The following is a 25,428-nucleotide window of genomic DNA, read 5'->3' as shown; positions in this document are numbered from 1 at the left end:
TTCGCTGACCGTTGTCGCTGTCATCTCCGGCCCGGGGAATTGCCGAAACCAACCTCGACATTGCCTTTGGCACGTCCCCTCTCCCCGTTTACGGGGAGAGGGTTAGGGTGAGGGGGCAACGGCCGCGGCGGCTTGCCATATACGTGCTCTACAGCAGCGTCCCGCTGAGGATGAGCAGCGCCACCGAGAAGTAGATGACGAGCCCGGTGACGTCGACCAGGGTGGCGACGAAGGGAGCCGAGGCGCTGGCCGGATCGAGCCGAAGCTTCTGCAGCATGAAGGGCAGCATCGAGCCGCAGATCGAGCCGAAGGTGACGATGCCGATCAGGGCGGCAAACACCGTGACGGCGACCATCTGCCAGTGCGGACCGTAATCGTAGAGTCCCGCCATCTGCCAGAAGACGATGCGGATGAAGCCGACGAGGCCGAGGATCGCGCCGAGCACGATGCCGGTCGGCAGTTCGCGCAACAGCACCTTCCACCAGTCGGAGAGCTTCAGCTCGCCGAGCGCCAGCGCCCGGATGATCAACGAGGTCGCCTGCGAGCCGGAATTGCCGCCCGAGCTCATGATCAGCGGGATGAACAGCGTCAGCACCACGGCCTTTTCCAGCTCGCCTTCAAAATGCTGCATGGCGCTTGCCGTCAGCATCTCGCCGAGGAAGAGGGCGGCGAGCCAGCCGGCGCGCTTGCGGATCATGCCGGCAAAGCCGATCTTCATATAGGGCTGGCCGAGCGCCTCCATGCCGCCGAACTTCTGGGCCGCTTCCGTCGTATCCGATATCATCGTGTCGATCACGTCGTCGACGGTGACGATGCCGAGCATCTGTCCGTGTTCGTCGGTCACCGGCAAAGCGAGCAGGTCGTGCTTGCGGATCAGCCGGGCGACATCCTCCTGCTTCATCAGCGGATCGGCCGAAACCGGAGCGCCTTTCTGAGCGACCGTGAGGATGGAGGCATCCGGCTCGCCGGTGATGAGGCGGCGCAGCGTCACCACATGCATCAGCGCATGGCTGATCTCATCGAGCACGTAGATGGCGTAGACAGTCTCGCGTGAGCGCTCGACCTGACGCACATGATCGAGCGTCTGGCCAACGGTCCAGCTATCCGGCACGCTGACGAATTCCGTCGTCATGATGCCGCCGGCCGTGCGCGGCGGATAACCCATCAGGTGCTGGATGGCGATGCGCACCGGCTCGTCGAGGCTGGAGAACAGCCGGGCGCGGGTCTCGCCGTCGAGTTCCAGCAGCACGTCGGCGACGCGGTCGTTGGACATGCCATGCAGCAGCCGTGCCGCGTCCTCGGCGCTGATCAGCGCAAGGATCTGTGCGGCGTTGCGAAGCTCAGGTCGGTCGAGAATGTTGACGGCATAGTCGAGCGGCATGCCTGACAGCACACGCCCGGCATCCTGGACGGTCAGCGCGTTCAGCGCTTCAACGCGTTCGGCGATCGTTGCGCCGCGGCTGTTGTTGATGAAGGCACGGGCGGCATGGCCTGCCCGAAGTGGGAAGCGATTGATATTCATTTGAGGCTCGCCTTTCCGTCGATCCGCCGTAGCGTCGGTCGGGCGAGCCGACAGGAGTCGGTCAGCGCACGAGGGCGGCCGCGTACGGCAAAGGCAATCGACTGCTACTGTCGCTTGGCATCTGAGTGATGGCTCCGTTGAAATCCGTGGAAAACAGGCGTCGTCCACATGTTGTGCTAGGTGGTCCCGAACGTGGAAAAAGTCAAGCGGGGTAAACGCTTAACGCCAGAATGTCGCACCTGCGCGCGTTGCAGGCGGAGATATTCTAAGCGACCTGCGTGCTGCTGCGCCTCTCCAGGCGGGCTGAGGCTGCGAAGACGAAGAGGCCGAGGAAGGAGAGCGCTGCGCCGACATAGCCGGTGGCCGCAAAACCGTAGCCCCAGGCGATGACGAGGCCGCCGAGCCAGGCGCCGATGGCATTGGCGATGTTGAAGGCGGAATGGTTGGAGGCGGCGGCCAGCGTCTGCGCATCGGCGGCGACATCCATCAGACGCGTCTGAAGCGCCGGCCCGGCGGCAAAACCGCAGCCGACGAGGAAGACCGAGAGACCGAGCATATAGGGGTTGGCGGCGGTCAGCGAGAAGGTGGAGAGAACGACGATATTATAGACGAGCGAGCCGCCGATCGTCCCGAGCAGCGACTTGTCGGCGAGCCACGAGCCGATGAAATTGCCGGCATTCATGCCGACGCCGAAGAGGATCAGCATGATCGGAACCGCACTTGCCGGCAGCATCGCCACCTCGGTCGTTGTCGAGGCGATGTAGCTGAACATGGCGAACATGCCGCCATAGCCGACGGCGGCGATGCCGAGCGTCAGCCAGACCTGTGGCCGGCGGAAGGCGCCGAGTTCGCGTGAGAAACTTGCCTCCTCGGAAACCCTGTCCTTCGGAACATAGACCCAGATCAACGCCACCGTCAGCAAGCCGACGACACCGACCGACAGGAATGCCACCTGCCAGTCGAGCGACTGGCCGAAGAACGTTGTCAGCGGCGTGCCGAGAAGCGTCGCGACGGTCAAGCCGAGCATGACGCGCCCGACCGCCCGTGCCCGCCGGTGCAGAGGCACCATAGAGGCGGCGACGAGGGCCGCGACGCCGAAATAGGCGCCGTGCGGCAGGCCGGTGATGAAGCGCAACACGGTGAATGTCTCGAATGTCGGCGCCACCGCGCTCGACAGATTGCCGGCGGCAAAGATCACCATCAGCATCAGAAGCAAGGTGCGGCGCGCCATCTTCGCGGCAAGCACGGCGATGACGGGAGCGCCGACGACCACGCCGAGTGCATAGGCGCTGATGACGTAGCCCGCCTGCGGCGTCGTCACCGAGAAAGTCTCGGCGACATTGGGCAGCAACCCCATGATCGCGAATTCGCCGGTGCCGATGCCGAAGCCGCCGCAGGCGAGCGCCAGCTGAACCAAAGCCACGGTCGTTGCCGATGGCAGTCCGTCATCCGGTCGGGATTCAATGGAATCATTGATGGCGATCTCACTCATGAGAGCTCCGTAGAAAGGTTTCTGCTGGGTAACGGCCCCTGACGCCGCGAGGCGGTTGGGATACAATGGCGGGGGGTGGTGGAGACGATTTCTCCGTATCTGATCTATCCGCAAGGGAGCGGTCGGCGTCGAGTGCATTTTTTGCAGTGCAGCGTCCTGCTATTTGCATATGTCCGTTGCAGTATTTGCATTTCTGCCATTTCTGCCGGCAAGGGGCGGCGCTTGAAATCGCCAGTGCCGCAACCATCTGAGGAGCAGGGCAGGAGCTTTTCCGCGCCAGGGACGGGAGCCCGTATGAAGCTTGTAGGCTTTTTTAACCGCGACGGCGGCACTTTCAGGACCACCGATATGCTGGCCTACGAGAAGAGGGCCGAGGCAGCCTTTCGGGATGCGGGGCATGATTTCGATGCCATCGTTTTCTCAGGCAAGGAGATCATTCCCGCCATGGAACGGGCGGCCAAGCGCGACGATATCGACGGCATCGTCGCTGGCGGCGGCGACGGGACGATTTCGGCGGCGGCATCGATTGCCTGGAAAAACGGCATCGCGCTCGGCGTCGTGCCGGCCGGCACCATGAACCTCTTCGCCCGTTCGCTGCGCGTGCCGCTCGATATCTGGCAGGCGCTCGATGTGCTGGCATCAGGCGAGATCGATAATGTCGACATCGCCAGCGCCAACGGCCGCCCATTTATCCACCAGTTTTCCGCCGGCCTGCATGCCCGAATGGTGCGCTACCGCAATGCCTACAGCTATCGCTCGCGGCTAGGCAAGATCAGGGCCAGCACCAAGGCCGCTCTCGGCGTCATCTTCAATCCGCCCGAGTTCGAAGTGGAGTTCGAGGCGATCGGCATGCGCGAGCGCCGCTGGGTCTCGGCGGTCTCGGTCTCCAACAATCCCTTCGGCGAAAATGCGTTGCTTTATGCCGATAATCTCAGAAGCGGCGAGCTCGGTTTCTATACCGCAAATCCGCTAAAACCGCTCGGTGTCGCCCGCCTAGCCATCGACATGCTGCGTGGCAAGGTGCGCGAAAATGCGGATGTCATGGTGATGCATCCGGCCGAGGTGCGCCTGCACTTCCCCAAATTGCGTTCCAAGGCCAATTGCGTGATGGACGGCGAACTGCTGCCGCTCGAGCGCGACGTCTTGATCCGGCTGCATCCGGGCGAGTTGAAGGTTCTCGTCAAACAGGGACTGGCGGCTCAGATCGATGCCGACGAACGCCGCGAACCTGCTGCGTAAGGAGTCGCCGTAAAGGGCCAGGCAAAGCGCACCGAAGATATCGGCGACGATCGGCGCAAGGGTGCTGCCGGCACCATCATCCCCCGCGATCTATGGCCGGAGATCGGCCGCATCCGGAGACGCGCAATAGCTGTTGCGAGGAAACTGGGTCGCTGTCTGGTCACCTTAGCTGCGGCTACTGTCGGACAATAGGCAAAGCCAACGTGAGGAGTGCAGCGAACACCATGATGACGCCATAAGGTATCTTCCGGCTTGCCCGAATTTCCTCGATGCGCATGAAAAAGGCGAGATGGGCGACGGGGAGCGGCACCGGCAGTCGCAGGACCAGAAGCGTCACGATGCCGAGGACCAGGAGCAGCACCGCAAACGGCAGCATTCCGTGCCATCCGATAAAAAGGCCGATCGGCAGGAATAGTTTCGCGTCTCCGGCGCCAAACAGACGGAGCGCCCAGAGTCCCACCCCAAGCATGAACATCAGCAGGCCGGCCCCGATGTCGCCGCCAATTCCGCTCGAAGCAAACAGTGCCGCGCCGACATCCTCGGAGCCAAGCATCACGGCTGCCGCGCGCAGGGCATAAAGTGTCACGAGCGCCAGCACGAGGGTGTTGGGGATCTTCCATGTACGAAAGTCCGTCCAGGCGGCGTAGATAAAAAGTAATACTAAAAGCGAATTAATAAAAACGACGATTTTCAGCATGGATCCAACCTCCTTTAGCTATAGCAAACTACCTGCGCGTTCAGTTTTACTGGGCGTCTGCAATTTAAAATGCTTTTTCCTCCAGCACGGCGATCGCTCATCTTAACTATAAAGTATAGATATTGCTTATTCGCTTAACAAAAGAATTGACTAAATTAGACTTAACAGATTATTAATATTCCCAGTCGAAGGGGCGGTCTCGACGACACGGTGCCGGGGGAAATTACGGCGCACTACTTACCTGGGAGGTAAATTCTCGATGAAAGCATTTGTAAACAGCGTACGCGCTTTCGCGCGGGAAGAAGATGGCGTCGCACTTACTGAATACCTCATTCTGCTTGGTTTGTTGGTCGGCGGAGTTGTTGCGTCAGTTCTCCTGATTGGCACTGAACTCAACACGGCATGGGCATCGTGGGCCACTTGGTTCCAAGCACAAGACCTGACTGCGCCGGGTTGATGCACCTCAGCTGCTTCCTGAGCAGCGTTTTTGAGCGGAAGAGAGGGGTTTTGTTAACCCCTCCCTTCTAAATTAGCAAAAATGAATGGATGCACTCCGTCCAGTGTAGCGAGTAACCGCGATGCGTTCGTCAACGATTTTAAGTCTGGTTATTGCGTTTGTACTTGCAGCAGCAGCAGTTTTCGGTATGCGCGCGTACCTCTCCGATCAAAAGGCCCGATTGCTGGCGATGAACGGCGTGAAGGCCGAGGAAAGGACACTTGTTGTCGCCGCCACGCCAATGCGCTTCGGCGACCGGATCCGATCCGAAAACCTCAGGGCCATTCCATGGCCCTCCAATGAAACACCCGCAGGCTCATTCGTCAGCATCGATCTGGTTGTCGGCAACAATGCCCAGCCGCGTTATGCCATGGCGGCGATCGACCCTGGCGAGCCGGTGCTATCCTCGAAAATCACCGGTGCAGGCGAGCGCGCCACGCTGTCGGCGGCCCTCGACCAGGGCATGAAGGCAGTCTCTATCCGCGTGAACGACGTGCTCGGCGTTGCCGGCTTCGTCAGGCCTTCCGATCGCGTCGACGTGCTTCTGACTCGGGTCGTGCGCGGGCCGGCAGGCAACGACCAGACCTTCGTCGACGTGCTGCTGCAGGGCGTCAAGGTCCTTGCGGTGGACCAGACCGCAGACGAACGCAAGGACGAACCATCCGTCGTCAAAACCGTAACTTTCGAGGTTACGACCGATGAGGCCCAGCGCCTTACCCTCGGTTCCAGCATCGGCACGCTCTCGCTGGCGCTTCGCAATGTTGCCTCTTCCTCTATCGAACAGACCCGGCCGATCACCGTCGCCGACCTTGGTGGCGGGGCGATGGCGACGGAGCTTAGCAAGGATCTGGAAAATATTAAGTTGCCAGAACCTGAAAAACAAGTGCAGATTGCGGAGCGGAAGGTCGAACCAGTGTTGCCGGTTGAGCCAAAATGGGTGACAGTGGGTGTCTGGAACACGACGAAGCGCGAGGAGCACCGAGTCGGCCAGTGATATTTATGCGGCATGCCGCAGGTGCGGCCGGCCGAATGAGGGGGCAAAAGCAGGCATGGCGAACGGCAAGGGAAGAAGCGCAAGGACGAAAAACCTTGCGGCGCTAGCGGCAGTGTTTTCGGCCTGTTTGTGTTTCGGGCCTGGATTTGCCGGCTGCGCCAACGCACAGGAAAAGTTCGTCACGCTCGGCAAATCGGTCCAGCATGTGACGCTGCCTCCGAACGAGACGCTGACGCTGAATACCGGCCAGCCCTTCGGCGATCTCGTCATCGGCAGCGCCGATATGATCGACGTGGTCCCGCTTTCCGACCGGTCGCTATTCATCCGCGGCAAGAAGACCGGGGCCACCAATATCTCGGTCTATGGCGATGATAAGTCGCTTCTCGGCGTCATCGACATCCGCGTTGCCAGCGACTTCAGCGAAGTCGCCTCCGCCATTCGCTCTGCCGCGCCTTCGGCCCGGGTCAGGGTGATCAACTCCAACGATCGCATTCGCCTGACGGGCATGGTCCGTGACGGCATCGAACTGCAGCGGGTGATGGAAATCGCCCAGTCCTATTCCGACCAGCCGGTGCTGAACCAGCTGCGCGTCGGTGACAGCCAGCAGGTGATGCTTGAGGTGCGTGTCATCGAAGCCTCGCGCCAGACGGGTCGCGACCTCGGGATCGGTTGGTCCGGGCAGGGCAGAAACGGCATCGGCAAGGCAACGACCAGCCAGGGTATCGGCGTGGACGATGACGGCAATCTGGTGCGCACCCTCCTTGACCCCAAGGGTGCGGCAACGGGCGCGCTGCCCTTCGGTCAGTTGATCGCCAAGGTGCTGCAGATCTCGGGCGGCAACATCGACGTGGTCATCAATGCGCTCGAGCAGAAGGGATTGGTGCGTCGCCTGGCTCAGCCGAACCTCATCGCCATGAGCGGCTCGACCGCCAGCTTCCATGCTGGCGGCGAAGTGCCGATCCTGAAGACGACGAACAACGGCGCGACGGTGGCCACCGAGACGGACTACCGCCCCTTCGGTGTGCGGCTGACCTTCAAGCCGGTGGTCCTTGACGACGGCGTCATTAATCTGGAGATCGAGCCTGAGGTTTCCGAGCTGGATCCATCGATCAACGTCAACGGAAATCCCGGTTTCATCTCGCGCGCTGCCAGCACCACGGTAGCGCTTCGCGACGGCCAGAGCTTTGCGATGGCGGGCCTGCTGCAGTCGATCAATGCCAAAGACATCCAGCAATTGCCGGGGCTCGGGAAAATACCGGTCCTCGGCGCACTGTTCCGTTCGACGAGTTTCCAGAAAAAGGAATCCGATCTCGTTATCGTCGTCACTCCGCACATAGTGCGACCGGCGCGCCCCGGCGAGGATCTCTATAGCCCGCTCGACCAGACGCGTTCGTCCAATGACGTCGAGCTTTTCGCACTCGGTGTCATGGAAGTCGACAAGGACATGCTTCGACGCTTTCGCAACGGCGTAGGCGTGACTGGGCCCTACGGCCATCGTCTAGACCTGAACCAGGGAGTCCAAGCCGTTGCTACAAAACGCTAAGCGCCTCCTTCTCGTCCTTGCAGCCGCCGGCCTCGCTTCCGGCTGCGCCGACTACATGAATCATCGCGACACGATCACCTTCGGGGCTGGCAATGCCATGGAAGCAAACAAGGCCATCCATATCGAGGACCCGTTCCCGCCGGAAGCCCAGCGAACTCGAATCGCAAGCGACGGCAAGGTGATTCGCAGGGTGGTCACTCAATATCAGAACGGCGGGCCGGGCGTTGTTCAGCCGTCGCCGGCCATGGGGGCGAATGGGGCCTCCAACGGGGCGACCGCCAGCCAGTAGCTGGCGAAAGGCATGAACGGCGCCAACGCGCCGGGGGAAATGCACGAAAAGGGGTCGTCACGGCGATAGTGCCGTGATGGGGGTGTGCCAATGCTGAGCAGGGTTGTCAGACGATTCTGGAACGATCATCGTGGCTATGTCATCGCCTTGACGCTCGTCGCCATGCCAATGCTTCTCGGCTTTTCGCTGCTGATCGTCGATGTCGGCCGCAGCAGCAACCTGCATACCGATCTCCAGAACGCTGTCGATGCAATGGCGCTGGCCGGAGCCCGCGAGCTCGATGGCCGCGATGATGCCATCACCAGGGCGCAGACGGCGATCGAGAAAATCGCCAACAGTGCGGCTTTCTCCGGGGGTGGGACCGGCATGTCGCTTGGCTCGCATATCAGCGTGACCTACGACGCCGGCAACGATGCGGGGAGCACTGTGACCGTGCTTTTTCTGAAGGACATCCCGGCGAACGACGATACGCCCATCCCGTCTTCGATGGAAACAACCGTGGCCAGCGAAGCGTCCTACGCCTGGGTCATCGCCAAGCCGCAGGCGATGCAGACGATCTTTCCGATCCCGGTCGGCTTCACCCGCGATACGATCAACATTGCTGCCGACGCCGTGGCGGTATACCACGCCAGCGCCTGCGACGTGACGCCGATCTTTATCTGCAATCCGTTCGAGCCGGCGGGGAACACGAGTGAAAGCGCCAGCGAAGACGCAGCTGCGGCCTTGCACACCAATTTTGCGGCCGGCAATCTCTATGGCCGACAGATCGAGCTTCACAGCACCGCTGCGTCCAATCCCGGCCCCGGCAATTTCGGCTTCCTGCGGACTCCCTTGGGCAATGGTGCGTCCGTGCTGGCGGAGGCTCTTGCCACCGGAAATCCCGGTACCTGCTATACACAGGACAGCCTCGATACGGAAACCGGTGCAAAGGCGGGGCCTGTCGAGGATGGCGTCAATACGCGCTTCGGCTTTTACTCCTCATCATTCAACAAGGTGAACGGGAATTACCGTTACCGACCTGCCCAAAACGTCCGCTCCGCTCAGACAATCGGCGGCGGCGGAAAGAAGGGCTGCGATACTTACAATCCGGTCATGGTCGGAGATGTTGTCGGCGATGCGACCAAGGCTTTGCCGCTCGGCTATGGGGCGGGGATGACTTCGCTTGCCGGCGGCAAGATCAGCAGCGGCAATAATTGGCAGTACATGACCTATTGGAATGTCGCGCAAGGAACCGCTGCGCCCTCGACGAGCACGGTCCTCAGCAACTACTCCAGTTATCCCCCGCAGGCGACGGGAACACCAAGCCAACCCTCCGCATACGATGTTTATCGTTACGAGCTTACGACTCCCTCTCTCATCAACCATGCCTCGGCGAATGGTGAGACCGGAACGCCGCCAACGGGCGGCCAGTGCTATAGCGGCCCGGACCTTTCGAACTATACGGCGGCCGAATACGGCGATCGCCGCGAGATCTTCTCAGCCATTGTCAATTGTGGTTACGAGGCCTCCGTCGGCCATCTAAACGGCCACAAGGCTACGCGCGCCGTGGCCTTCGCGCGCATGTTCCTGACCAAGCCCGCGATAAAGGTTGCCGGCGAACGATACCTTTCGCTGGAGATGATCGACATCACCGGCAAGGGTGGTCGCGGCACGCTGGACGAATTCCTGCGGGAAGAAGCGGAGCTGGTCAGATGATGGCGCTCCGCGATTTCATCCGGCATCGGCTTTGCCTCGGCTTCTGGCGGCGGGAGGAAGGCGCAGTGCTTGCCGAAGCGCTCCTCGCGATCCCCTTTATGACGCTCTTTGCGGCGGGGATATTGGAGTTTGGCAGCATCTTCTGGCAGCGCATGCAGATCGACGCCGGGCTGCGCGATGCAGGACGTTACCTCTCGCGCTGCCGACCGGCGTCGGGAACCTATGTGCCGACATGTAACGAGGCGACTGCGAAGACGATCGCCTTTTACGGAACGCAGTCACCTGCGGCAGACGCCGAACCCCGCGTACCCGACTGGAAGGATCCTGCCGACATCACCATCACCGCTCCGGATGCGGACGGCAACATCACTCTTTCGACTGCGCATCTCTACAAGAGCTCGCCGGTGTTCAGCTTTCTCGGACTCGACGCCATCACCATCAGTTCCTTCCATGAAGAGAGATACATCGGATGGTAACCTTAAGGGCAATCAAGGCATTCTGGAGCGATAGCAGTGGCGCCAGCCTCGTCGAAGCATTGCTGACCTTTCCGATCGTCCTGCTGGTATTCGCCGCCTTCATCGAGTTCGGCTATGCCATGTCGCAGTGGAATCAGACGGTCAAGGCATTGCAATATGGTGCCCGTTTGGCGGCGGTATCCGATCCGCTGCTTTCGGCTATGGCCTTCAGCACCGCCTTCCCGACAGACGCGAGCGATCCACTCAACAACGGCAAGGCCACACCGAACGATTCGAGTATCTCCGCGACCTGCACGGGTGCGGGATGCAGCACCGAACTGAAGCGCATCGTCTATGGGTCAAAGGACGCGCAAGATTGTCCGAATATGGCCTCTGTTGCCCAAATCGGAATGTGCCACATCAATCCGCGGATTGGCGCGACGAACGTCGTCGTCACCTATCAGCGATCAGGGCTCGGTTATTGGGGCCGCCCGGACGGGCCTGTGCTGACGATGCGGCTGGAGGTGCGCGAGGTCTCCTTCGATCTGCCGATTCTTGGCGGGCTGTTGGGACTTAACAACATTACCGTCCCGGCTCATCCGGTGACGATCACGACGGAAGATCTGAAGACCTGTTCAACCTGCTGACCCCTTGTTACGCGTAGGAAAGCGAAAATGACAGCTCACATGAACATTGCCGCATCCACGAAGATCCTGGTTCTCTCCGATGACGCGGCTGCAGCAAGCTTCATGCTCGATACGTTCGGGTCGCTGTCGCGTTACGATGTCCGCCATCTCTCGCTGAAGGCGCTCGGCGAAAAGGCCCGGTTCGATCCGACGCAGTTCGACCTGATCGTTCTCGACGTCGACAACGGGAAATTGCTGCAGCAACCGGAACTCCTCACCTTTCGCACCAGCTATCGGGACATCCCGCTCATCGTGGTTTCCGAAGACCTGCCGGACGACATGTTGCGGCTGCTCTTCCGCCTGAACGGCAAAGACTGGCTGAAGAAACCGCTCGAGCGCCGCGCCCTGATCGACATGATTTCGACCCATGCGCCAGGCACTGGGGCGAGCGACAGCCGCGTGCATGCCGTGGTCTCAGCCGTCGGTGGCGCCGGCGCCAGCATGATCGCTTCGTCGCTCGCGCATGTGCTGGCCCAGCCGACCAAGAATTCCGCGCCGCGGATCGACTTGTTCGACACGGATTTTTGCTCGGGTGCGCTTGGCTATTATCTCAACCTTGTCAACGACTACGACTTGAAACCGGTCATCGCCAATCCTTCGCGGGTCGATCTGGAATTCATCGATCTGGTCAGAAAGCGTCATTCAGGGGGCTTTTCACTGCTGTCCTTCAAGCAGCCATCCGTCCTTCTGGCGCCGAAGGGCCGTGAACTCGTGCTGCGCATGCTCGACGTGGCAGCCTTCGAGAGCGACCACACGATCATCGACATCCCCTATTATGACACGCCGTGGAAATACGAGGTGCTCGCTTCGGTCAACAGCATCTGTATCGTCACCGAAATGACTGTTCCTGCGCTTTCTCAAGCCAAGGACTTGTTTACCAATCTGGTACGGCTGCGAGGTAATTCGGATCAGATTTTCATCGTCATTAACAAATACCGCAGCAAGCTTTTCGGCCTCGGCCTGCGCCGGCAGCAAACGCAGAAGATATTCAAGGATATCCCGACGCATGTCATCGGAGATGACTGGGATACTTTGAGCGAGGCGGTCAATCGCGGCGTGCTGCCATTTCAGGTGAATTCCAGGGCGCGCTTCTGCGGGGCGGTCGGTAAGCTTGGGGCACTGGTGCGATGAAGGCGATCGACAGTGGGCGCACAAGGTCCCGCGCCATCGATGTCGGCCTGGTGGTTTTGGCAATTCTGGCCGCTGCCGGGGATGCCGGGGCAGGCGGGCTTGTACCACGAAGCCTCGGGCCGACGACAAGCGCCGTGGTGACGATCGAAAAAAGCTACGCGGCTGGGACAATCGTCATCGTCACCGCGAACCGTACGCTGGATCTCGTCATCTCAGATGGACGCGCGATCCGCTACAGAATCGGCGTTGGACGAGACGGATTTCGCTGGAGCGGTACCGTCAAGGTTGGACGCAAGGCTGAGTGGCCCGACTGGCGCCCGCCTGCCGAGATGAAGGCACGCTCAGCCGGACTTCCGGACCTGGTGCCTGCCGGACCGCTCAACCCATTGGGCGCGCGCGGGATCTATCTCTACAAGGACAGCACCGACACGCTCTACCGCATTCATGGAACGAACGAGCAGTCGACGGTCGGCGGTTTTGCGTCATCGGGCTGTTTTCGCATGAGCAATGCCGATGTCATCGATCTCTATGAGAGGGTGAAAATCGGTTCCACTGTCATTGTAAAATAGTTCGGGGGGTGGGAAGCATGGCGACCGGAATCATTGGGCGTTTCTACAAGCATCAGCAGGAGCCTGAAAGCCGGGAACATCCGGAGGCGGCCGAACCGTCTCCAGTCGCAGTTCAGGACATGCCTGCTCAACCGGTCTCTGACAGCGCCACGGCAAGCGGCGAAGAAGCCTCGCTCGGGCCGGACATGGTTTCCGAGCGGGTCAATCTGCACCGCTACCTGCTCGACCGCATCAATCTCGGGATCCTCGACACGCTCGACAACGAGGAGATCGCCACCGAAATCCGACCGTTGGTCAAGGATTACATCCGGAGCAACAACTTCCCGCTGAACGCCAGGGAAATCAACGATCTGATCCGCGATATCACCGACGAGATGCTCGGGCTTGGACCGATCGAGCCGCTGCTGGCCGACGACACGATCGCAGATATTCTCATCAACGGCTACAACAGCGTCTATGTCGAGCGGAGCGGCAAGCTCGAGAGCACCGCCGTGCGGTTCAAAGACGAGGACCATCTCCTTCGGGTGATCAACAAGATCGTCTCGGCGGTTGGCCGCCGTGTCGACGAGTCGACGCCGATGGTTGACGCCCGCCTCAAGGATGGCTCGCGTGTCAACGTCGCGATCAGGCCGATCTCGGTCGATGGACCGCTCGTTTCCATTCGCAAATTCACCCGCAAGCCGCTGACAATGGAGCGCCTGGTGCAATATGGCGCGATGGCCGATGCGATGCGCGTCCTTCTCAGCGCCGCGGTCAAGGGCAAGGTGTCCATGGTGATTTCAGGCGGCACCGGTTCCGGCAAGACCACCTTGCTCAATGCTCTCTCGTCGCAGATTTCTCCAAAGGAGCGCCTGATCACCATCGAGGATGCGGCCGAGCTTCAACTGCAGCAGCCACATGTCGGGCGTTTGGAAACCCGACCGCCGACGCTCGACGGACGCAACGAGATCCGCCAGCGCGAACTTTTGAAGAACGCCCTCCGCATGCGTCCAGACCGCATTATCGTCGGCGAAGTTCGCGGCGACGAGGCGTTCGACATGCTGCAGGCGATGAATACCGGTCACGAGGGGTCGATGACGACCATTCACGCCAACACGCCTCGCGACGCCGTCGGTCGGCTCGAGCAGATGGTCGGCATGGCCGGGATGCCGATGTCGCAGTTGAGCATTCGCTCGCAGATATCGTCCGCCATCACTATCATCGTGCAGGTCCAGCGCCTGAGCGACGGCAGCCGCAAAGTTGTCTCGATTTCCGAGATCACCGGCATGGAGGGCGAAGTCGTGCAGATGCAGGAGATTATGAAATTCAAGAAAACCGGCACCGATGAAGGCGGGCGGATCCATGGAGAATTCCGCGCCACCGGCATCCGGCCGCGGTTCGTCGAGGAGTTTGCCGAACTCGGGATCGAGATCCCTGTGTCGATTTTTGAGCCCGGTAAACCGCTCCAAACGGGACCTGTTCAATGATGCTGACCCTGCTATACGCGGCCGTTTTCACCGCGGCCCTTGTTGCTGTCGAAGCGACCATGCGCGGCTACTTCAAGACATCCGAACGCCACCGAGCAGTGAACCATCGGCTGAGATTGCTCGAGGTCAGCGATGATCATCGCAAGACCTATAGCGATATGCTCAAGGAGCGCGGTGCCGGCGAAGGTTGGCGGCAAATCCCCGTGATGCAGCGGCTGCTGCGGTTCTACGCCCAGTCGGGCATCAAGTTCGATGCCAAGAGGTTTGCTCTCTTCGCGATCGCTGGTGCACTTCTGACGTGGCTGGTCGTCCAGTTCCTGGTGCCGAGCGCTCTGTTCAGAATACCCGTCTTCCTCCTGATCTGCCTTCTCGTCCCCGCACTCGTCGTCTGGCGCGCACGGGCGCGCCGCCTGAAGAAATTCGAACTGAAGCTTCCTGAAGCGCTCGATGTCGCCAATCGCAGCTTGGCCGCCGGCCACCCTCTGCCGGCGGCGATTTCTTTGGTGGCACGCGAGATGCCTGATCCGATCGGCACCGAGTTCGGCCTGCTCTCGGATGAACTCACCTACGGCGTAAGCCTGGACGATGCCCTCCTCAACTTGGCGGACCGGGTCGGCGCCGAGGATCTGAACCTCTTGGCAATATCGCTGAGCGTACAGGCGGGAACCGGCGGAAATCTCGTGGAGATCTTGCAGAACCTTTCGAAGACGCTGCGAGACCGTACGATGCTGAAGGCAAAGGTCAGGGCGATTTCCTCAGAGGGACGCATCACGGCGATCTTCATGTCGATCTATCCGTTTCTGCTCTATGCGATGATCAAGGCATTGTCGCCGACCTACTTCGATCCCGTCTGGGACAGCGGCTACGGCACCGCGGTGGTGGGCGTGCTGCTCACCGTCATGGCGATTGGCAATGTCATTCTCTACAAGATGGTCAACTTCGAGTACTGAGGCGGTCATGTCGAGTGAGTATGGAATTTACCTCATCCTCTTCTTTGCAGTGCTGATATTTACTGCAGCAGCATCGGAATTGTTTTTTCGACAACGCGAGGTCTCGGTTCGGGTGTCGAAGAGCTCGGCGGCAACAGGCCCGGAGTTCCACCTTGGCGATACGACCATTGCCGATCTCGGCGAGGCGGAAAACCGCCTCATCCGTCGCTATTTCGAGATTACCCGACGTGACACCAATGTGAACTCCACCCAGAACCGGCTGATCAGGGCAGGGTATTTCGCTGCCGGCGCCGTGACCACCTTCCAGGTGGTTCGCGCGGTCGTCTGTATCAGCATGCTCGTCGCGACGGTCTGGGCCTTGAACCGGGTCGCACCGGCCATGTCGCAGATGGCGACGCTGTTCGTTGCTATGTTTGCTGCGGGTGCGACCTTCATTCTCGTCAACATCTATATCGACCGGCGTGGCGCTGCCAAGGAGCGGGAATACCGCCGCCTCTTTCCCGATTTTATGGATATGCTGATCGTCTGCCTCGATGCGGGCATGAGCATCGAGGCGGCGGCCAACCGCGTGGCCCGGGAATTCGTCGACAAACAGCAGGATTTCGGCCTGCATCTCTCGATCATGATGCTGGAAGTGCGGGGCGGCCGGCGATTGCGCGAGGCGCTCGCCAACCTTGCCAGCCGTCTGCGGATTGATGAGGCCAGGGCCCTCTCGGTTCTGTTCCGCCAATCGGAGGAGCTCGGAACCAGCGTAACACAGACGCTGCGGGTCTACAGCAAGGAAATGCGTGATCTGCGGATTGTTCGCGCGGAGGAAAAGGCGAACGCCCTGCCGGTCAAGATGCTGCTGCCGCTCGGCGCATTCCTTTTTCCGGTGAGCCTCGTCATCGTTCTCGTTCCTATTGTAATCCGTGTCGCCAGTCTTTTCATCGGCATGAAACCCGGCGGTTAAGCTAAGCGAGGTCGTATGCAGTATTCGTTCGAAGAGAATCGAAAAGAGGCCATCACTTCCCTCGATCCGCGTATGCCGGTGGCGCCGGCAAGCATGGAGCAAGCGGGATTGGACCCGTCGTTCCTGCTTCGGCTGGCGTCCAAATGTGCGGCCGAGCAGGATACGACCACGGCATCTCATCTCGCTGACCGCATGAAGTTGCCGAAGGTGATCGTCAATATCCTGATCAAGGAGCTCGTGAAACTCGCCTATCTCGAGGCTCGCGGCTTGGCCGGCGAGGATGTGCGATCCGATGTTCGATACGCGCTTTCGATGAAAGGGGTCGAATATGCCCATGCGGCGTCGCGTCAATCCCAATATGTCGGGCCGGCGCCGGTGTCGCTCGACGCGTTCTGCCGGCAGCTGGGTTTGCAGTCCATCCATTACGAGCGCGTGACCCCGGAGCGGTTGACCGATAGCCTTCACGGACTGGTGCTTTCGGACGCCCTGGTCGAAAAGCTCGGCCCGGCCATCAACTCCGGTCGCTCTATCCTGCTTTACGGACCACCCGGCAACGGAAAGACGAGCATCGCCGAGCGGACGTCGGAACTGTTTCGCCAAACGATCTGGGTGCCCTATGCCATCGAAGTCGGCGGCCATGTCATCAGTTTCTATGACGAAGCCGTCCATCAGCCCGTATCGGAGGCTGACACAGAATCCCATCCGAAAGCGGATCAACGATGGGTCGAATGCCACCGTCCGGTGATCAAGACTGGCGGGGAATTGACCCTCGATCAGCTCGATCTCACCTTCAACGCGGGACCGAATGTCTATGAAGCGCCGATACACTTGAAGGCATCAGGCGGCGTTTTCATCATCGACGATTTCGGGCGCCAGCAGGTGGCGCCGCAGGCGCTCATCAATCGGTGGATTGTGCCTCTTGAGCGCGGATATGACTTCCTGACGCTGCACACCGGCAAGAAGTTCAAGGTTCCCTTTGACGAACTGGTGGTATTTTCGACCAATATCGCACCGAAGGACCTCTCGGACGAGGCGGGCTTGCGGCGCCTCAAATACAAGATCTTTGTCAACACGCCGTCGCGCGACGAATATATCAGGATTTTTAAATCCTATGCCAGCGGAACCGGATTGGCTGTCTCTGATTCAGACCTGAGCCTGTTCTACGATCGCAAGTACAACGGCGATGTGCTAGCGTCGTGCTATCATCCCAAATATCTTCTCGATTTTGTCGGTTCTTACTGCGAGTTCAACGACCTGGCGAGAATCGCGTCGCTCGATATGCTGGAACGGGCGTGGGAAGGTGTCTTTACTTCGGAATAATCACGGCCTTTCGTGGCCAATGTGCCCAACGCGGATTTGATGACTTACGGGGGAATAAACGAATGACCGGCATCCCGAATATCGACGCCGATGTCGACGGCGCAAAACCAAGCCATCTGCGAGCACCGGAGCCGAGAGGCTCAAGAAACCCGCTGCTCGTCGGTTTGATCCTCATGCTCCTGCCTGTGAATGCTGGCGTTCTCATCTATACGGCCAAGAACTCAGCGGATGTTCGCGAGAGCCGCGAGACCATCGCCGCGCTCAAGAGGTCCATCGACGGCCTCAAAGGCCAATTGGACAAGCAGTCGCACCACATCGCGGATAATGCCAAGGCCGACGAACTCGCACTTGTCCGCCAGAAGATGGAAGGCCTACAGAAGGCTGTCTTGTCGATGAACGAACGGATGAGCACCGACATAAGCGGTACCCGCATGGGCTCAGCTTTGGTTCTCAGCGCGCCCGGCAAGGAGCCGGCACAATTTTTCGCACCCCGTGCCGTGCCAGCGGAAACCCAAACTCCGGATAGCACTCTTGCGTCGATCGAAGCCGGGGGCATTGCCGTCGATAACCTGCCGCGTTACGAACGCACACTCTCGCCGGAAGGCCAGCTCATCCTTCGGAAGGCACGGTAAACACCGACCCTCACCGAAGCCTCCAAAGCAATCGGTGCACGCCGCGCCGATGCTCGCGGTGCGGCAAGAGCGATCTTGTCTCGGCCCAGATTGTCGGCCGCTGAGGCGCCTATCCCCGCTGAGGGTGATTGACGCTGTTCTTCATCAATTCGAGATTGCGGGCAGTGACTTCGTTTCCGGGGTCAAGCTCATAGGCTTTCAGGAAATACCGTCTGGCATTGCGCAAGTCACCGCGCAATAGGTGAGAATATCCGATATTGTTGTAGTAGACCGGCGTATTGCCGATCATCCGCGAGAGTCGCTGATAGGCGCGGTCGGAAGTGTCGAAGCGGGCAACCATGTCGGCGGAGGCTGCCAAGCCTAGCCAAGCGGCCGGATCCTGCGGAAAAACGTCAACCGCCCGCTTGTAAATGGCGTAGGATTTTCCGTAGTTCTTTTCCTGAAACTGCAGTTTACCGGTCGTGATCAACTCGTCGTTCTTATAGAAGGCGACGGCTGCGTCATCCTCAAGAGTCTTTGCACTATCGCCATAGGCAGCCAGACCATCAACGCTGGATGATTGGCAACCAGCTAAGATCGCTCCGGCCGCTATCAAAAACGCAATGCATTTGGTTCCTGCTCTGATCTGCAACATTGCAACTCGATCCCCCATCAGACATTTTTACCTAAGATCCGGATGCGTTCACCGGAAATCATCGTAAAAAAAAGCTAACAACTCAAGAATTTGAGCGAATAGTCGCAAAAAAGCGACAGATGCGGTCTACGCTCGAACGAGCCAGCGTGGTAGATGCCAACTATTCAAGGTTGGTATCATGTGTCCGGTGATTCTCAGAGTAGAAAATTAATCAACGTCGCCTAACCTGCTCATCAGGTCATAGGATGGAGCGCCGTATGCGGATCGCTATTTTTACGCTGATGCGACTTGGACCATCACTGGTTTATGCGACAGCATTGATCTTCGTTCTCAGCATGCCGCTCTTGGAAAGCTATCCGGCAAGCGCGTCTGCCTGGTGGCTGCATATGACGATACTTCCGGTCATGCGCGAGCCGATCTATCTGCTTTTGGCGGTACCCGGGGTTGGAATTTGGAGCGCCACTGTCCTGTTGATGCTTGCGTCGATTTTCGGGATTCGAGCAGCCTTGCAGCCGCAAAGACACCAACGGTCGGCATTCATCCATGCTCATATCGCGCTGATCGCGACCGGGCTAACTATGGGGCGGGCAGCCGTTGCGCAAGCCGGCCTTTCCGACTTTGCGATGCCGCAGTTTCAGCGAGGCGACTGGTCGTTCCTGCCGCTATCCTACTCACCGCTTGGAACCTTCCTTTTCATATCCGTGTTTTTGGCGTGCATTTGCTGCCATTTTAGAATCATCAAACGTATAATATCGGCGTGATCGACAAGAGGTTGTCCCGTCGTCCAGCGCGCAACCGGCGACCCTATGCTCGCCTCGCCGCCGATCATCATCAGCCATGCTACGTGGACGAGATGGTGGGATCATTGGGCTAGCGCTTGATGCTGCTCGGAAGGAACCCAGGCATAGCCGAAGCGATAGCTGTCGTCGCCGCGCCCGTAGACATAGGGTACATCGATCACCGCGGTCTCGGGCGCGGATAGGCCGAGATCGGCATTGAGCCATTGCGCCATATCAGGCGGAAGCGCTTCGTTTTCCCCCTTATGCGGTATAAGCCACACCAGGAGAAGCGGCCGGCGATCCGATATATCCGGCTTGAACCCGGGATAATCCATGGAGAGGACGGGAATGCCGGGAATTTCCTGTCTGATATTGCCGGCGAGCAGGCTGTCGCCGGCAAGGATCGCCGCCGGTTCGGCCTGTTTGCGCAAGCTTTCGAGCATATCGGCGTACGGCCTGTTCAGCCGCTCGTAGTGACCCGAGAAGCGCGCGCTCGCCACGCTGCCGTGAAGGGCCGCAGGCACGCCGATCATGATGACGGCAACGATGGCCATGAAGCGCCGGAAAGACTTGTCGGTCTCGACGCCCGCCGCCTCGATCTTCAGGCAGAGGTAAAGCGGCAGGATAAAGAGCATCGGCACCAGCCAGCGATCCTTGATGCCGGCCGCGCCGCCGAAGACGATCAACAGCATGATGCCGATCAAGAAAACGAGCATCATCCGCTCGAGAAGCCCAGTCCATGCCGATCGGGCGGCGAGCGCCGATCGAAGCGTGTTGCCGAAGACGGCGGCGAACACCGCCACCGTCAATCCGGCGAAGCTGACGATGGCAAGAGCGAGCGAGCTGACACCCATGGCGACCTGCTTGAGATAGCTCGCATCGCCGCTCGCGGTCATCTTCTCCAGGGTGCGGGCGGTTGCGAAATCGAGATTGTCCTTCAGCCAGAAGAGATGCGGCAGGGTGATGACCAGCGCCACGACGGCGGTCAGCACCAGCCGCCGGTCAAAGATCCGCTGCCGCAGGCGCTGATCCGCCAGCGCGGCAATCAGGGCCGCGGCCGGCAGGATGGCGAAATTATATTTGGCAAGCAGGCCGAAACCAATGCCGATGCCGGCAATCAGGTAAGATAAGACGCTCGGCTGTTTCAGGCTGCGGACGAAGCCGTAGAGGAAGATGCTGGCCGAAAAGAAGACCGCGACCGTGTGCGTCAGGTCCCGCTGCATCTCGAAAACCATTTGCGGGATGGTCAGCAGCCCGAGTGTTGCGATCGCCACGAGCGCCTTGTCGCGCAGAATGAGCCGCGCCGTCAGGCCGTAGAGCAGATAGGAGATGAACAGCAGAAGGTTTTTGACGATGGACAGGGCGGCGAGCGAAACGCCTGTAAACTGGAAGACGGCATATTGCAGCCAGTTGTAAAACGGCGGCTGCGGGCCGTAACCGGCGGCGAGCCATTGCGAGCGGAAGGCCTGTTCGGCCTCGTCGAGATCGAGCGAATGCGAGGTAGCAAGCCGTACGCCGATCTGAAGGACGAAATAGCCGGCCAGCAGGAAGAAAATCCATCTGATGTCGCGAAGGCTGGTCTCGGTCATCTATCTCGTCCCCGGCCGAACCCAGGCATAACCAAGTGCGAAATTATCTCCCTGGCGGCCGAAATAATAGGGAAGGGACAAGGCGCCGATCTCCTGCGGCACGATACCAGCCGCTGCCAGCGCCGATGAAAACCGCTCCGGCATGACCGCATCGGCTGCCGTCGCCGTCTTCCTGCCGCGCCAGACGATGAGCACCGGCCCGTCCGATGCCGCATAGGCTGGAATGCCCTCTGCCGGGAAATCCGGGATCACCACCGGCACATCAGGAAGCTGCAGGCGCATGTTGCCGCCGACATAGGTATCCGAGGCGATCACCAGCGCAGGTTTCAACTCCCGCGTCATGTCGCGCGCGAGATCGGCCATCGGCACATTCGGCCTGCTATAGGTGCCGATCAGCCCGGCGCCGACGACGCGGAAGCCGAGCGCAACCAGAACGCATGCCATCAGCACCGGCACGACCGGCCGGAAGCGGCGCAGTCCCGTGGAAAGGTCGAGCCCGGCCGCCTGCATCTTTGCCAGAAAGTAGATCGGCAGCACCAGCAGGAACGGGTCGAGCCACCGTTCGCGCACCGTGGTGGAGCCGGTGAGCAGCACGATCAGCAGGATCCCGGCCAGACTCGCGAGCATCATCCGCTCGAGCATCGCGGTCCAGCGGTTTGTGGCTGAGAGCGCCCGGAGGAGATCCCTGCGGAAGGCGGTGGCGAAAATTGCGACGGGCAGCGCTGCAAAGGCGATGATGGCGACAACAAAGGCAAGAATGCCCTTGCCGATCCTCAAGGCACCGGTCGGCTCGTTGCCGGCCGCCATCTTGACCAGAGTATCGGAGGACGCGAATTCGAGGTTGCTTCGCAGCCAGATCGCGTGCGGGAGCACGATGACGAGGGCGACGACGATCGCCGCCAGCATGCGCCAGTCCAGCGCCCGGCGCCGCCATCCGGCATCGGGCAGAATGGCGAGCAGTGCAGCGGCGGGCATCAGCGCGAAATTATACTTCGAGATCAGCCCGATGCCGGTCGCCAGCCCGAGCAGGAGGTAACTGCCGATATCCGGCCGCTCCAGCGTGCGGAAGAAGCCGTAGAGGAAAAGCGAGCTGGCAAAGAGCAGCGCCGTCGTGTGGGTCAGATCCTGCTGCGCCATATAGGAGACCTGGGGCAGGGTGATCAGCGCCAGCATGCCGGCGGCGGCAAGCTTCTGGTCCCTCAGCGCCTCGCGCCCGGCAAGGCCGTAAAAAAGGTAACACAGGAAGAGCAGAATATTCTTGGGGATGATAAGCGCGCCGATCGACATGCCGGTCAGCGAAACGACGGCATACTGCAGCCAGTTGTAGAAGGGCGGCTGCGGGCCGTAGCCCGCCAGCAGATATTGCGAGAAGAAGGACTGCTCGGCCTCGTCGAGCTCCAGCGCGTGCGGCAGCGCCAACCGGAGCGCGATGTTCAGCACGAAATAGGCTGCAAGCAGCAGCGCCGCGGTTCTGATCGTCCTCGTCGCGCGTTCCAGCATCGTGCTGCCGGCTTATACTTGGCTTTGATCGTCGAAGATCTGCCGGACGATATAATTCGGGGATGCGTCGTCGCGGTAATAGGTGCGCGCGATCATTTCCGCCAGGATACCGGTGGTGATCATCTGCACCGACGAAAGCAGCAGCACGACGCCGACCATCAGCATCGGGCGTGTGCCGATATCGTTGCCCAGGATGAACTTGTCGAAACCGAGATAGAACAGGATCAATATGGCAACCGCGCCGAGACCGAGACCGAGCGAGCCGAAGAAATGGCCGGGCCGCGCCTTGTAGCGCATAAAGAACATCACCGACAGCAGGTCGAGGATGACGCGGAAGGTGCGCGAAATGCCGTATTTCGACACGCCGTGCTCGCGGGCATGGTGGGTGACGGCCATCTCGCCGATGCGCGAGCTCGGGACGACGCCGGCGACCCAGGCCGGGATGAAGCGGTGCATCTCGCCCATCAGCTTGACCTGCTTGATGATCGAGGCCCGGTAGATCTTCAGGCTGCAGCCGTAGTCGTGCAGCTTGACGCCGGTGATGCGGCCGATCAGGTAATTGGCGCACCAGGAAGGGATCTTGCGCAGGAACAGACCATCCTTGCGGTTCTTGCGCCAGCCGACCAGGAGGTCGAGTTCGCGCCGCTCGAGCTCGGAGACCATCGCAGGGATGTCCTTCGGGTCGTTCTGCAGATCGCCGTCCATCGTCGCGATCAGCCGGCCCCGGGCTGTATCGATGCCGGCCTGCATGGCGGCGGTCTGGCCGAAATTGCGCTGCAGTTCGACGATCCTGAGCGCCAGCCCCTCGCGGCCGACGAACTTACGGGCGTTGACGAGCGTCGCGTCCGTGCTGCCGTCGTCGACGAGGATCAGCTCCCAGCGATTGGGATACTGGGCCATCGCTGCAAGGATACGCTCGACCAGCGGCCCGACGCTTTCCTCTTCGTTGAAAACGGGCACGACCAGCGACAGCTCGAGCGATTGTACCGGATCATTCGTGCCGCGAATGGGCTCTACCGTTGTCTGCAACTTTGCATCTCCAAAAGGCCGGGCGGCCTTGCAATCTTACTGCCGCCGCCGCACTTGCGGAAGCCTACTACATGAAGTGTCCGCCCGTTGCCAGCGGGCAATGCCGCTTTCCCGGCAATCGGCCGACCTGCCGGAACGCTATTTCGCGCCGCCCTCCACCCAGGAATAGCCTATGGAAAAGGTATGTTTGCCGTCACCGAAGAGGTAGGGCAGCGTCAACGTGTTCAACTCTTTCAGATGAATACCCGACTTCACCAGATCGCTGGCAAAACCCGGAGAAATGGTTGGGTCATTTGCCGTTTCACCGCGCCAGACGACGAGCACAGGACCCTTGGCAGCCGCATATTCGGGAACTCCGGGGCCTGGAAAGAATGGAATTACCACTGGAACGTCGGGAAACCGCAGCCTCATATTGCCTGCCACGAACTTCGTTCCGGCGACGATCAGGACAGGTTTGCGAGTCTTGGTCAACTCGGCGACGTAGCCGGAGAAGGGCACATTCGTTCTCGTATAGGTGCCGACATATTGAATGGCGACGATCCGGAGCAGCAGGATCGCCAGAATGACCACCATGAAGACCGGCACCACAGGCCGGAAGCGGGCAAGCCCGGCGGAAAGATCGAAGCCTGCGGTTTCGAGCTTCAGGAACAGATAGATCAGCAGGACGAGCAGGCATGGATCGAGCCAGCGCTCGTGAATATCGCTCGCGCCGGCGAAGATAACGACGCCGACGAAGGCAAGCAAGCTGACGATCATCATCCGCTCGATCACCCGGATCATCGGGCTGGACGCGGAAAGCGCACGGAAGAAATCGCGTCGGAAGGCTGCTGCGATCAGCACGATCGGCAGTGCTACGAAGCCGAGGACGGCGATCACGAGGGACAGCAGTCCCTGTCCGATGCGCGGCAGGCCGGCAGCTGCCTCGTGCTCGGCGGTCATCCGCTCCATGGTCGGTGCCGAAGCGCTGACGAGATTGTCGGGCAGCCAGAGCGCATGCGGCAGAACGATCAGAATGGCGATTGCGAAGGCCGGCAGCAGACGCCAGTCGAACAGGCGACTGCGCCACTTTCGGTCCACCACGACGGCGACGAAGGCGGCAAATGGCAGGATGGCGAAATTATACTTGGAGATGAGGCCGATGCCGGTGGCGATGCCGATGACGAGATAGCTGCCGATCGTCGGCTGACGAAGGGTGCGGAAAAAGCCGAAGAGGAAGAGCGATGTCGCAAACAGCAGGGCAACGGTGTGGGTCAGTTCGCGCTGCGCCATCAGGCCGACCTGCGGCAGGGTAATCAAGCTCAGCATGGCGATGGGTGGGAGCAGACGGCTCTTCAGCACCTCGCGGGCAGCAAGCCCATAGAAAAGATAGCATCCGAAGAGAATGATGTTCTTCGGAACCGAGAGCGCCCACATCGTGATGCCGGTCACCGAGACGATGGCATATTGGATCCAGTTGTAGAAGGGCGGCTGCGGGCCGTAGCCAGCGAGAAGATATTGCGAGTAGAACGATTGTTCCGCCTCGTCGAGATCGAGCGTATGGGGCAATGCGATGCGCAGCGCGATGTTCAGCAGGAAATAAACCGCCAGGAAAATGCCGGCGCTCGTGATGTTTCTGGTAATGCGCTCCACCATCGATCTCCACTAGGGGCGGCCTTGAAGCGATCTCGCCGCGACCGCCATCAACTCCGCCGTTGTGCGCAACCTTCATTTCTCCTAAAACGCCTGGCAACGGAGCCGAGGCTCATGCCGACGCCAAGCGAGGAATGCCT

Annotated in this window: 24 protein-coding genes; 16 read left to right on the top strand and 8 right to left on the bottom strand. The window is 60.3% G+C overall.

Features of this window, described 5'->3' with window-relative positions; translation table 11 throughout:
- Positions 1 to 148: 148 nt before the first annotated feature.
- Both mgtE and GA0061105_RS23085 read right to left on the bottom strand, forming a co-directional pair.
- Positions 149 to 1,522 carry a magnesium transporter gene (gene mgtE / locus GA0061105_RS23090; protein ID WP_092753119.1) on the bottom strand — a complete coding sequence of 458 codons (1,374 nt, stop codon included), beginning with the start codon at positions 1,520 to 1,522 and terminating at the stop codon, positions 149 to 151.
- Between the two features lie 265 nt (positions 1,523 to 1,787).
- The gene (locus GA0061105_RS23085) at positions 1,788 to 3,014 is read right to left on the bottom strand and encodes an MFS transporter (RefSeq protein ID WP_092753117.1); all 1,227 of its coding nucleotides are present in this window, start codon (positions 3,012 to 3,014) and stop codon (positions 1,788 to 1,790) included.
- A gap of 294 nt (positions 3,015 to 3,308) precedes the next feature.
- Here GA0061105_RS23085 and GA0061105_RS23080 point away from each other — a divergent pair, with 294 nt between their 5' ends.
- A complete protein-coding gene (locus tag GA0061105_RS23080; RefSeq protein ID WP_064692345.1) occupies positions 3,309 to 4,253 on the top strand; it encodes a diacylglycerol/lipid kinase family protein in 945 nt (314 codons plus the stop codon).
- Positions 4,254 to 4,428: 175 nt separating this feature from the next.
- Here GA0061105_RS23080 and GA0061105_RS23075 read toward each other — a convergent pair whose 3' ends face one another.
- Positions 4,429 to 4,950, bottom strand: a complete 522-nt coding sequence (locus tag GA0061105_RS23075; RefSeq protein WP_064692346.1) for a prepilin peptidase — start codon at positions 4,948 to 4,950, stop codon at positions 4,429 to 4,431.
- Between the two features lie 259 nt (positions 4,951 to 5,209).
- On the opposite strand from GA0061105_RS23075, the gene GA0061105_RS23070 reads away from it, so the two are divergent.
- The 14 genes from GA0061105_RS23070 to GA0061105_RS23005 all read left to right on the top strand — a co-directional run bounded on the left by GA0061105_RS23070 (position 5,210) and on the right by GA0061105_RS23005 (position 18,128).
- Complete coding sequence (locus GA0061105_RS23070) at positions 5,210 to 5,407, top strand: hypothetical protein (protein WP_092753115.1); 198 nt, start codon at positions 5,210 to 5,212, stop codon at positions 5,405 to 5,407.
- Positions 5,408 to 5,528: 121 nt separating this feature from the next.
- On the top strand, positions 5,529 to 6,440 hold the full coding sequence (gene cpaB / locus GA0061105_RS23065) for a Flp pilus assembly protein CpaB (RefSeq protein ID WP_092753113.1): 912 nt from the start codon (positions 5,529 to 5,531) through the stop codon (positions 6,438 to 6,440).
- 55 nt (positions 6,441 to 6,495) lie between these two features.
- Positions 6,496 to 7,983, top strand: a complete 1,488-nt coding sequence (locus GA0061105_RS23060; protein WP_092753111.1) for a type II and III secretion system protein family protein — start codon at positions 6,496 to 6,498, stop codon at positions 7,981 to 7,983.
- A complete protein-coding gene (locus GA0061105_RS23055; protein ID WP_092753109.1) occupies positions 7,967 to 8,272 on the top strand; it encodes a hypothetical protein in 306 nt (101 codons plus the stop codon). The genes GA0061105_RS23060 and GA0061105_RS23055 overlap by 17 nt, the downstream gene beginning before the upstream one ends.
- 90 nt (positions 8,273 to 8,362) lie before the next feature.
- Positions 8,363 to 9,967, top strand: a complete 1,605-nt coding sequence (locus GA0061105_RS23050) for a TadE/TadG family type IV pilus assembly protein (RefSeq protein WP_092753107.1) — start codon at positions 8,363 to 8,365, stop codon at positions 9,965 to 9,967.
- A complete protein-coding gene (locus GA0061105_RS23045; protein WP_092753105.1) occupies positions 9,964 to 10,443 on the top strand; it encodes a TadE/TadG family type IV pilus assembly protein in 480 nt (159 codons plus the stop codon). The genes GA0061105_RS23050 and GA0061105_RS23045 overlap by 4 nt, the downstream gene beginning before the upstream one ends.
- Positions 10,437 to 11,069, top strand: coding sequence for a TadE/TadG family type IV pilus assembly protein (locus tag GA0061105_RS23040; RefSeq protein ID WP_092753103.1), 633 nt, complete (start codon positions 10,437 to 10,439; stop codon positions 11,067 to 11,069). The genes GA0061105_RS23045 and GA0061105_RS23040 overlap by 7 nt, the downstream gene beginning before the upstream one ends.
- 27 nt (positions 11,070 to 11,096) lie before the next feature.
- The gene (locus GA0061105_RS23035; RefSeq protein WP_092753101.1) at positions 11,097 to 12,239 is read left to right on the top strand and encodes a response regulator/pilus assembly protein; all 1,143 of its coding nucleotides are present in this window, start codon (positions 11,097 to 11,099) and stop codon (positions 12,237 to 12,239) included.
- Positions 12,236 to 12,808 carry a L,D-transpeptidase gene (locus GA0061105_RS23030; RefSeq protein ID WP_092753099.1) on the top strand — a complete coding sequence of 191 codons (573 nt, stop codon included), beginning with the start codon at positions 12,236 to 12,238 and terminating at the stop codon, positions 12,806 to 12,808. Before GA0061105_RS23035 ends, GA0061105_RS23030 begins: the two co-directional genes overlap by 4 nt.
- 17 nt (positions 12,809 to 12,825) lie before the next feature.
- Entirely contained in the window at positions 12,826 to 14,274 is a 1,449-nt protein-coding gene (locus GA0061105_RS23025; protein WP_092753097.1) for a TadA family conjugal transfer-associated ATPase, read from the top strand.
- On the top strand, positions 14,271 to 15,224 hold the full coding sequence (locus GA0061105_RS23020; protein WP_092753095.1) for a type II secretion system F family protein: 954 nt from the start codon (positions 14,271 to 14,273) through the stop codon (positions 15,222 to 15,224). The genes GA0061105_RS23025 and GA0061105_RS23020 overlap by 4 nt, the downstream gene beginning before the upstream one ends.
- Before the next feature lie 7 nt (positions 15,225 to 15,231).
- Positions 15,232 to 16,176, top strand: a complete 945-nt coding sequence (locus GA0061105_RS23015) for a type II secretion system F family protein (RefSeq protein WP_092753093.1) — start codon at positions 15,232 to 15,234, stop codon at positions 16,174 to 16,176.
- Between the two features lie 15 nt (positions 16,177 to 16,191).
- Positions 16,192 to 17,496 carry an ATP-binding protein gene (locus GA0061105_RS23010; RefSeq protein WP_092753091.1) on the top strand — a complete coding sequence of 435 codons (1,305 nt, stop codon included), beginning with the start codon at positions 16,192 to 16,194 and terminating at the stop codon, positions 17,494 to 17,496.
- Positions 17,497 to 17,558: 62 nt separating this feature from the next.
- Positions 17,559 to 18,128, top strand: a complete 570-nt coding sequence (locus GA0061105_RS23005) for a hypothetical protein (protein WP_092753089.1) — start codon at positions 17,559 to 17,561, stop codon at positions 18,126 to 18,128.
- 109 nt (positions 18,129 to 18,237) lie between these two features.
- Here GA0061105_RS23005 and GA0061105_RS23000 read toward each other — a convergent pair whose 3' ends face one another.
- Positions 18,238 to 18,762 (bottom strand): tetratricopeptide repeat protein, encoded by a 525-nt coding sequence (locus tag GA0061105_RS23000; RefSeq protein WP_092753087.1) that lies wholly within the window; start codon positions 18,760 to 18,762, stop codon positions 18,238 to 18,240.
- Between the two features lie 257 nt (positions 18,763 to 19,019).
- Here GA0061105_RS23000 and GA0061105_RS22995 point away from each other — a divergent pair, with 257 nt between their 5' ends.
- Positions 19,020 to 19,523, top strand: coding sequence for a hypothetical protein (locus tag GA0061105_RS22995; protein ID WP_092753085.1), 504 nt, complete (start codon positions 19,020 to 19,022; stop codon positions 19,521 to 19,523).
- Between the two features lie 101 nt (positions 19,524 to 19,624).
- Here GA0061105_RS22995 and GA0061105_RS22990 read toward each other — a convergent pair whose 3' ends face one another.
- From GA0061105_RS22990 to GA0061105_RS22975, 4 genes are all read right to left on the bottom strand, one after another.
- Entirely contained in the window at positions 19,625 to 21,130 is a 1,506-nt protein-coding gene (locus tag GA0061105_RS22990; protein WP_092753083.1) for an ArnT family glycosyltransferase, read from the bottom strand.
- Positions 21,131 to 22,630, bottom strand: a complete 1,500-nt coding sequence (locus GA0061105_RS22985; RefSeq protein WP_092753081.1) for an ArnT family glycosyltransferase — start codon at positions 22,628 to 22,630, stop codon at positions 21,131 to 21,133. It lies immediately after the preceding gene.
- Positions 22,631 to 22,642: 12 nt separating this feature from the next.
- The gene (locus GA0061105_RS22980; RefSeq protein WP_064692365.1) at positions 22,643 to 23,659 is read right to left on the bottom strand and encodes a glycosyltransferase family 2 protein; all 1,017 of its coding nucleotides are present in this window, start codon (positions 23,657 to 23,659) and stop codon (positions 22,643 to 22,645) included.
- A 138-nt stretch (positions 23,660 to 23,797) separates the two neighbouring features.
- The gene (locus GA0061105_RS22975; RefSeq protein ID WP_092753079.1) at positions 23,798 to 25,291 is read right to left on the bottom strand and encodes an ArnT family glycosyltransferase; all 1,494 of its coding nucleotides are present in this window, start codon (positions 25,289 to 25,291) and stop codon (positions 23,798 to 23,800) included.
- Positions 25,292 to 25,428: the final 137 nt, after the last annotated feature.

The sequence above is a fragment of the Rhizobium aethiopicum genome, from assembly GCF_900094625.1.
GTDB classification, from domain to species: Bacteria; Pseudomonadota; Alphaproteobacteria; order Rhizobiales; family Rhizobiaceae; genus Rhizobium; species Rhizobium aethiopicum.
This window is presented reverse-complemented; position numbering and strand designations above follow the sequence as displayed.